The sequence below is a fragment of the Bacteroides sp. 519 genome (assembly GCF_010500955.1).
Taxonomy (GTDB): domain Bacteria; phylum Bacteroidota; class Bacteroidia; order Bacteroidales; family Bacteroidaceae; genus Bacteroides.
The window spans coordinates 107,899-114,884 of record NZ_QVMJ01000015.1 but is presented as its reverse complement, the minus strand read 5'-3'; the positions used below and the strand labels follow the sequence as shown (position 1 = coordinate 114,884).

The following is a 6,986-nucleotide window of genomic DNA, read 5'->3' as shown; positions in this document are numbered from 1 at the left end:
AATCAGCTCTTTATAGAAAGCTAATTGGTTGTTTATAAACAGCCTAGTTTGAATGTGCAGAAAAAATAGTTATTTACTGCGGATGCAGGAGTTAATTTGTGGGGTTGGGGAAGTTAATTGGTTGGGAAGTTAAGTTCTAAGTTGATTAAGTAATTATCAATTGCCGTCTGCTTTTAGCTGACGGTCTGAAAGGTATAACAATTTGGGCTTTAGCCAAATTAAATCAACTTTGGCTAAAGCCAAGAAAGAAATCTTTCTAACAACCATCAGGGCAATTGATAGAGCCCTATCCCTAACGGGCAACTGAATAGACTGGATTTAATGATTGAGCTTCATCTTCTGTATTGACAGCACCTAAACACTTTATTTCTGCCAGAGGATTTACTGACAACAACCACGCTTATTGTACCTGAACGGTTTTTCTTCTTTCGCAAATATAGATGTTTTTTCGCTTGCGCCACCCTGCGCCACCCTTTTCATTAAGGTAATCCGCTGATAATCAGCGAGCGCCATGTAATGGCACAAAAAAGTGATGAAGTCTATACAATAAGGTTATTAATGTGCCAATATGCTAATGTGCAAATATGCCAATGTGCAAATACCAATTACTAATATGTCAATGTTATTAATTTATTAATGCGCAGCCAATTAGCACATTGACATATTGGCATATTGGCACATTAACATATTATAACCTTTTCTTAAACTCCGAAGGTGTCAATTCAAAGTGTTTTTTAAAGCAAATGCTGAAGTATTTAGGGTTATTGAATCCTGTTTTATCCGCTATCTCGGATATGGTGAGGTCTGATTCCTTTAGTAATTGTGCAGCACGCTTAAGGCGGACATCCATAATGAATTCCTTAATAGACATGCCTACAATATCACTGATTTTTTGGTATAAAAGTGTACGCCCAATTCCCATATCAGACACAAACGACTCTACATTGTAATCGCAATTGGCAATGTTCCGTTCTATACACTCCATTGCTCTTTTCAGCAATTCCTCGTCCATTGACGATATGGTAATTTTAGAGGGTTCGGCAATGTACTTTTTGCTGTATAGCTCTTTTAGTTCGTTCTGGTTCTTTATCAGGTTATCTACCTGCTTCAACAAGAAGTCCATATCGAACGGTTTATCTATGAATACATTTGCTCCGCTTTCTAATGCCTTGATTTTGTTTCCTGTGTTCTGGCCCATGGCCGATAATACAACGATAGGAATATGACTGGTTTGAATGTTTGATCGCAGATTATGGCAAACGTCAAAGCCATCGGCCTCGGGCATCATTAAATCGGTGATTACAATCTGAGGGAATATCTTTTTGGTTTTTGCTATGCCTTCAACACCATTGGTGGCTGTATAAACATTATAGTATTCGGACAACCGCTGCTCCATATAAGTTCGCAAAGCTGGATCATCTTCAATAACAACAATGCTCGATGCTTTACGACTTCGTTTATCACTCAGGTTTATTCCTTCGGATTCTGTCAGGATGTTATCAATTTCGGAAACTGTATATTCATAAGAAACTACATTGCTGTTGGTTTTATCTGCGCTCAGAGGGAAAGGCAACACCACGGTAAATGTAACTTTCGAATCGCCCGACTGCAAAGTAACAACTCCATTGAGACTGCTAACCAGTTCCTTAACTATGGATAATCCTAACCCGGTACTGTCTTCAAAAGCTGGCCGACCAGAAGTTAACCGTTTAAAGGATTCAAATATTTCCTCTTTTTTATCATCCGGAATCTCTGTTCCTGTATTGGTGATAGCAACCGAAATATATTCGGCATCTGTTTGGGGCAATAAAGCGAGTTCTTCGGCTTCGGCATTGGTAATCCTGTTTATCTTCACACCCAAAAAGCCGTTTTCTGAAGTGTATTTAATAGCGTTCGAAAACAAGTTAGTTATTATTTTCTCTATTGCATCGTGGTCGAAACGGGTGTAGAGGCTATCCATGTCGGACCGGATATCGGTTTCAATTCCTTTTTTATTGGCATAGAGTTCAAATAACGAAAAAATATCGCCAATGTATTGAATCAGATCGCCCGATTGTAGATTGAAGGTTATTTTCTGGCTTTCGATCTCCCTGAATTGAAGCAGTTGGCTAATCATACGCTGAATGCGGTTTATATTTCGCTCGATAAGATTTACATAGGTTCTGGCGTTAGACGATTGATCGTTGGGCAGAAACTCTTTCAACTGTTTCAAAGGATCAATTACCAGGCTGAGCGGAGTTTTAAGGTCGTGCGAGATATTGGTGAAGAAGTTGATACGCGCCTGGGTGAGCTTTTTCATGTTTTGCTCCTTCATCTGTTCCATTTCGAGCTGATGCTTGAATATCTTCTTATTAGTAAAATACCGCCAAATGAAGTAAACTATAAACAGTACTAATATACCATAAACAATGTATGCCCAAACAGATAGGAAGGGCGATGGCTTTATCTTAAAGTATAAGGCAGCAACATCGTTACCCCATAAATCGTCATTATTAGCAGCTTTTACTTCAAAAATATAGTCTCCGGCAGGTAAATTAAAGAATTGTATTGCTTTTTGTCCTCTGGGTAAAAAGCTCCACTGGTCAGAAAGTCCCAACATTCTGTAAGCATATTGATTCTTTTCGGCTTGTAAATAGCTGTTTGCCGAAACACATATTTCAATATTAGATTGTTTATGCGATAGTACAATTTTATTTTCGTTACCCTCCGAATAAGACAACGTGGATATATCTTTTGTTAACGGAGAGCCTTTTGTTCCGGGAATAATTCTTTCATTATTAATTAATAAATCGGTAAAGAATACTTTGGGCTTTTGGTTGTTGTACTTAATTTTGCTGGGTGTAAACATAATAAAGCCGTTAGTACCTCCAAATAACATTTCTCCGTTCAATGTTTTATAGCACGACCGTACATAAAAGGCGCCACAAAGATCCAGATACTCAATGGCAGATTTACTTATCTTCCTGTTTTGAAAATCGTAATAATACAAACCATCATTGGTGCTAAACCAAACATCTTTTGATGAATCATCTTCAAGTATACCAAATACAGTTTTACCTAAAAGCCCTTCTTTCTCGCCGAAGTTTGTGTAACTACCATCTTTTGCTAATCTGTTAACTCCGCCTCCACGTGTTCCAAACCAGATATCAAACCCGGATGTGATACAAAACGAACAGAGGTTATTTACCGCATAGGGTGCATTCTCTATATAATAATGTTTAGTGATGCGCCGGGTAGTAACATCTACAATATATGCTCCGTTATGGGTTATCAGCCACAGGTTATTGCCTTGGTCGCGAAACAAAGTTTCGATTTGCATTCTAACCGGATTTCCTTCCGAATCAAATAGAGAAACAACCTCTATTGTGCCTTTTTTCTTATCCTTATACATTAATCTGGCATCAGGATCTGTCATCCAGATGCCCGAATCGCCTTCTATTTCAAAATCATACACACTTAACTGTTGCGATGTGCCGGGATGGTGCATTTGCAAATCGATAAAACGGTGTTGCTTATCATCGAACTGCTCCATACCTCCGTTAAACGCTGATATTTGCAGGATGTTCTGTTTGCGGTCGTATCGCAGCCTTTTTATCATGTTCGATGTTATGCCTGTTTTGTTTCCTTGTGTATAATAAGAAAACCTGTCTGTTTTTCTATCCCAGTAATTTAAGCCTCCACCTTCGGTACCAATCCATAGATTTCCTTCTTTGTCTTCTTCAAAACAGCTTACTATAGGGTGGTTCAGTCCACCGGGAGTGGCTTTGAAGTAGTTTACATTGTTATCAAAAAAGGTTATGTAGGCTAATTTACCTCCATATGTTCCTATCCACACACCTCCGTCGGGATCGGGGTAGATAGACCATACTGAATTGTTGGGTAGCGAATATGTATCGTGAAGATTAAACCGGAGTAAACTAATCTCTTCGGTATACGGATCTAAAAGGAAAAGTCCGGTTTGAGTAGCCATCCAAATGGTATTGGAAGAATCTATATAGAGCTTTTTTGCTCCTGCCGACTTGTCGTATTCGCGCGAGAGATTATAGTGTTTCACTATCTGTCCGTTGCTATCGCACTCAAACAAACCATCCATGTGGGTGAGTATGTATACTGATTCATTATGCTCTATCACATCTTTTATTATATGGTTTTCGCCACCTATGGTGGCAAACAGGTTATACTCTCCGGTTTGTTTATTTAACCGGTATAATTTTCCTGTAGATGCAACATAAAAGTGTTTCTTAGTACATATTAGTTCAGATACCACAATGTTCGAAGGTATAGGGTATTGGGTTATATCAGGTAGTTGATCGGAGTGGAATGATTCAATCTTACTGTCTCTTACCAGCCAGATGGTGCCATCATCGCCGGAGGTAATTGAACCGATATTCCCTTCCAGAAGAAGTTCAAAGTCTTTGGTTTGATAATTGAATCTTAATAATCCGTGATTGGTACAAACATATAACCGCTTGGATGCATCGGTAATAACTTGTCCGTACGACCAATACGATCCGGGCAAAAAGCTTGTAACCAGATCGTTCATTGGGGTAAACGAATTGCCGTTATACACAAACAAGGCGTCATAACCACTAAACCATATTCGCCCAATGCTATCTTTAGTAATGCTATGAATACCACCGTAGTAAGAGGTTTCGGGCATGGTATGAAAACGGTAATCAGACTTATTAAGGGCTAAACTAGAGATGGATAATAGGAGGAAAAGAGGGATTAGTGGCAGGTGTTTCATTGGTTGGTGCTGATTTTTTGAAACGCTGAGTTACGCAGAGTTACGCGGAGTTTTTAGTTTTTCTGCAGCATCGAAACTAAAAACTCCGCGTAACTTAGCATAACTCAGCGTTTCAATTCCAATTCCTAATAGATTCTGTAAAGTAACCAGGAATTCTGGAAGTCTGAACGACTAGGATATTTTGCACGGAAAGTGTCGCGTGCTCTGGCAGCCGAGTCTTTATCGTTATATGAATCTACAATAACTCTGTACATGGCTCTGTCGGCATTAAATGCAATGGTTGCGTTATAGCCTTCGGAAGTCAGGAATCTTTTCAAGCCTTCGGCATTCTCTTTTAAGCCAAAGCTACCACATACAATGCTATATGCTTTTAATGCTTCATTTCCTGATACATAAGTAACTTGCTCCTGTTTAACATCACTAGACGGAGCAGGAGGCTGAACCACCGGAGTGGTAGTTGTTGTTGTACTAGTAGTTACACTTGCATCATTGGTTGAGGTTACAACCGGAGCAAAATCAACTGGTATAGTACCGGTTCCGGCTAATTCGTCGGTCACGGCCTTATCATAAGCCTTTTTATAGGCACTTTCGCTGGAACTGCATGATGTAAATGCAAAGATTGTGCATAAGCTCAATCCTAAAACTAAAACCTTTTTCATATTTTATTTCAATTTAGTTAATTCTATGTATTCTTTTTATAAGATATTGTTCCTGTTGCCTGATTAGTGGGCATCACCAATATCTCGGCAATCTGAACATGTGGTGGTACGGAGGCCGCAAAGTATACCGATTCGGCAACATCTTCTCCACTCAAAGCATGTATTCCTTTATAAAAGTTATCAGCTGTTGTTTTATCGCCCCTGTAACGCACTACCGAGAAATTTGTTTCAACCATTCCGGGCTTTATGTTGGTAACACGCAATGGTGTATCAACCAAATCAATGCGAAGTCCATCGGTAAGAGCCTTTACTGCTGCTTTGGTTGCACAATAAACACTGCCTCCGGGGTATGCAGCCTCGCCGGCAATAGAGCCAATATTAATGATTTGTCCTTTTTGCCTTTCTATCATTCCGGGTACAATGATACGCGTCATTGTAAGCAAACCTTTTATATTGGTATCAATTACAGTGTCCCACTCGTCGAGATTTCCTTCAAATTCTTTATCAACACCTATTACCAATCCGGCATTGTTAATAAGGATATCTATATCCTGCCATTTAGCTGGTAATGAATTGATTGATTTTATAACGAGCTCCCTGTCTCTTACATCAAAAGGAAGTAAATAGACTGATATGGAATACTGAGATTCCAGGTCTTTCTTTAATTCTTGCAGTCGGGCTAAATTACGGGCATTTAAAATGAGATTTGCTCCGTTGGCAGCAAATTTTCGTGCACAGGCCTCTCCTATTCCACTGCTCGCCCCAGTTATAAACACTAACTTATTCTCCATCAAAATTCACATTCTTTAATTAAAGTACAGCAAATATATTATATAATATCGGACAATCAGCCAGTTAAGGGCTTAAATTTGATTAAAAGAGTTTTGAGGAGATATCCCACACATCCATTTAATCATATAACCATGGACAATCTTTAACTTCATACATTTTGAATACAGCAAATTCTTATCTACTTTTGTTATTACCATTATACTCCAGAATGGAAGGAGTTAAGGGAGTTATCAGGAGCTTTGCTCCTTAGGAGTTATAGCTCTAAGATACTTCAGAGCATCTAAAACTTTAACTCCTTTAACTCCTAGCGAAGCGATAACTCCTTCCATTCTGGAATATGAATAAAGCAGTTTAGAAACATAATAGTATGAATAATCAACTATATACTTTCGATGTTGATACACCCGAAGATATCTTGAAGAGGCTGGCTCAAAACCTTCAAAAGCGAAGATTAGAAAAAGGGCTGTCTCGTAACGCACTGTCTGAGCTAAGTAAAGTACCCGTATCGACAATCACTAAATTTGAAACACAGTTCACGATATCCTTAGCCTCTTTTGTTTCTTTAGCAAAAGCATTGGGATATACTGATGAGTTGAACGTGTTATTGTCCGAGCCACGCTATTCCACAATGGCAGAATTGGATCAGATTAATAGAAACCTAAACAGAAAAAGAGGAAGAACACACAATGACCACAAATAGTAGAAAGAAAAACTCCCTCAGTAAAATAAAACAGATAAATAAAATATTTGTATTCTTTGAAGACAGGAAAGTTGGCGAGCTAGCCATG

4 protein-coding genes are annotated in these 6,986 nt (G+C 38.8%); 1 reads left to right on the top strand and 3 read right to left on the bottom strand.

Annotated elements, in window-relative coordinates:
- Positions 1 to 688: 688 nt before the first annotated feature.
- The 3 genes from D0T85_RS13980 to D0T85_RS13970 form a co-directional block, all read right to left on the bottom strand.
- On the bottom strand, positions 689 to 4,747 hold the full coding sequence (locus D0T85_RS13980) for a hybrid sensor histidine kinase/response regulator transcription factor (protein ID WP_239060726.1): 4,059 nt from the start codon (positions 4,745 to 4,747) through the stop codon (positions 689 to 691).
- 125 nt (positions 4,748 to 4,872) lie between these two features.
- Positions 4,873 to 5,406 (bottom strand): SPOR domain-containing protein, encoded by a 534-nt coding sequence (locus D0T85_RS13975; protein WP_163214138.1) that lies wholly within the window; start codon positions 5,404 to 5,406, stop codon positions 4,873 to 4,875.
- Between the two features lie 23 nt (positions 5,407 to 5,429).
- Positions 5,430 to 6,197: an SDR family NAD(P)-dependent oxidoreductase gene (locus D0T85_RS13970; RefSeq protein WP_163214137.1), complete on the bottom strand. Its 768-nt coding sequence runs from the start codon at positions 6,195 to 6,197 to the stop codon at positions 5,430 to 5,432.
- Between the two features lie 368 nt (positions 6,198 to 6,565).
- Here D0T85_RS13970 and D0T85_RS13965 point away from each other — a divergent pair, with 368 nt between their 5' ends.
- Positions 6,566 to 6,898, top strand: a complete 333-nt coding sequence (locus D0T85_RS13965; RefSeq protein WP_163214136.1) for a helix-turn-helix domain-containing protein — start codon at positions 6,566 to 6,568, stop codon at positions 6,896 to 6,898.
- Positions 6,899 to 6,986: the final 88 nt, after the last annotated feature.